The sequence below is a fragment of the Streptomyces sp. NPDC006265 genome (assembly GCF_040613555.1).
In the GTDB taxonomy this organism is placed as follows: Bacteria; Actinomycetota; Actinomycetes; order Streptomycetales; family Streptomycetaceae; genus Streptomyces.
In genome coordinates, this window is the sequence record NZ_JBEXSH010000122.1 from 1 (window position 1) to 1,912 (window position 1,912).

General features: G+C 68.2%; 2 protein-coding genes. One reads left to right on the plus strand and one right to left on the minus strand.

Annotated features, from left to right (window positions below; translation table 11 throughout):
• Positions 1–120: 120 nt before the first annotated feature.
• Positions 121–1,389, minus strand: a complete 1,269-nt coding sequence (locus ABZ281_RS13075; RefSeq protein WP_356654941.1) for an extracellular solute-binding protein — start codon at positions 1,387–1,389, stop codon at positions 121–123.
• 401 nt (positions 1,390–1,790) lie between these two features.
• Here ABZ281_RS13075 and ABZ281_RS13080 point away from each other — a divergent pair.
• Positions 1,791–1,912 (plus strand): LacI family DNA-binding transcriptional regulator (locus ABZ281_RS13080; RefSeq protein WP_356654966.1); only part of this gene is annotated, 122 nt, incomplete at its 3' end.

Consider the following 1,912-nt stretch of genomic DNA (forward strand, 5'->3'; position numbering starts at 1 on the left):
TAAACCTTCGGGTGTTTAAGGGTGTTCCCGGAGCGCGCCCGGGTCCCCGGCGCCGGCGGGGGCGGGGGCCCTCCCCACCCCCCCCCCTCATGACAGGGGGATCCGGCGGCCACCCGGCGGTCACTTGGAGAAGTCGGGCACCAGCTTGGCGATGGCGGTCTCGGCGTTGCCGAGGCCCTTGTCCAGGGACTCCTTGCCACCGGCGATCTTGATCAGCTCGTCGTCGAGCGGACCCCACAGGGAGCTGTACTCGGGCAGCGCCGGGCGCGGCTGGGCGCTGGAGAGCACGCCCTGGTAGCCGGCGATGCCGGGGTCGGCCTTGACCTTGTCGGTGTAGGCGTCGTCGCGCGTGGGGAGCGTGGAGTTCTTCAGCGCGATGGTCTCCTGGGCCTTCGCCGAGGTCATGAAGTTCACGAACTTCATCGAGGCCTTCTGGTGGGCCTCGTCGGAGCCGGCGTAGACGGACAGGTTGTGGCCGCCGGTCGGGGCGCCCGCCTTGCCGGACGAGCCGGCCGGGACGGTGGCGATGCCGAGGTTGTTCTTGTCCTTGAAGGCCGAGCCCTTGTAGAAGTTCGTGATCTCCCACGGGCCCTGGACGATCGAGGCGACCTTGCCGCTGACGAACGCCTCCTGGATGTGGGCGTAGGCGTCGGCGGTGGTGTCGGCCTTGTGCAGGCCCTTGCCGGAGAAGAGACCCTGCCAGGTGCCGTAGGCCTTCTTGGCCTCGGGCGAGGCGACGGTGATCTTCTTGGCGTCGGCGTCGACGGTGTCGGTGCCCTCGCCGTAGAGGAAGGACTGGGCGTAGTAGGCCTGGGTGGAGCCCCAGTAGCCGTCGACGCCGGTCTTGCCCTTGATCGTGGCGGCGGCCTTCTTCAGGTCGTCCCAGGTCTTGGGGGCCTCGACGCCGGCCTTCTCGAACAGGGCCTTGTTGTAGACGAGGGCGAGGGTGTCCGTGGTGAACGGGACGCCGTACGTCTTGCCCTCGTACGTGGCCTGCTCGATCAGGCTGGGCTGGAACTTGTCCTGGTCCTTGAGGGCCTCGGTGCCGTCCAGCGGCGCGAAGAAGCCCTTCTTGGCGAAGGCGGGGGTCCAGCCGACCTCGGAACGCAGCACGTCCGGGGCGCCCTTGGAACCGGCGGCGGTGTCGAACTTGTTCTGCGCCTGATCGAAGGGGACGTTGACGTACTTGACCTTGATGTCCTTGTTGGCAGCCTCGAACTGCTTCACCAGGGCCTGGTACGCCGGCGCCTCGTTGGTGGCGTTGGAGGTGTCCCACCAGGTGATGGTGACCGGGCCGTCGGCCTCGTCGCCACTGTCGCTACCGCCGCAGGCCGTCGCCGCCAGGGCGAGGGACGCCACCAGCGCGGTGGCCGCTATGCCACGCCGCATGAGTTCTCCTTGAGGGTGAAAGCCCGATGTGCTGCCGACTGCGCCGTTGGCGGCCGGGCGTCGGTGAGATTAGCCGCGCTGGAAGGACTTGCGAAAGACCTTGCAGCAAAAAGTTGCAAGGGGTCGGGATGGTTATCCCGCCGCGACCTCTCCCCAGCCCCTGCCCACCGCTCCGCAGCCCGTATTTCCAGCTGTTCGGCGGGGAGTCGGACAGCTGTGCAAGACTCTGCAAGCACTTGCCATCCGCGTCCGCCGGGGGAATCATCCGTTGCGGATCGGACGCCGACCACGACTTTCGAGGGACCCCGATGACCAAGCCACCCGCAGCGGGCCGTGCGACGGCGCGCATCAGGCGTCCCGTCGGTGTGCAAGGAGAACCCCGGCCGCTACAGTCCAGTGCTGTGACCACACGGCTTGCCGACATCGCTCTGCAGGCGGGGGTGAGCGAAGCGACCGTCAGCCGCGTTCTCAACGGGAAGCCGGGCGTCGCCGCCACCACCCGCCAGTCCGTGCTGGCCGCTCT

Coding starts and splice junctions, on each gene's coding strand:
- ABZ281_RS13075 (WP_356654941.1), bottom strand. CDS start 1,389: ATGCGGCGTGGCATAGCGGCCACCGCGCTGGTGGCGTCCCTCGCCCTG.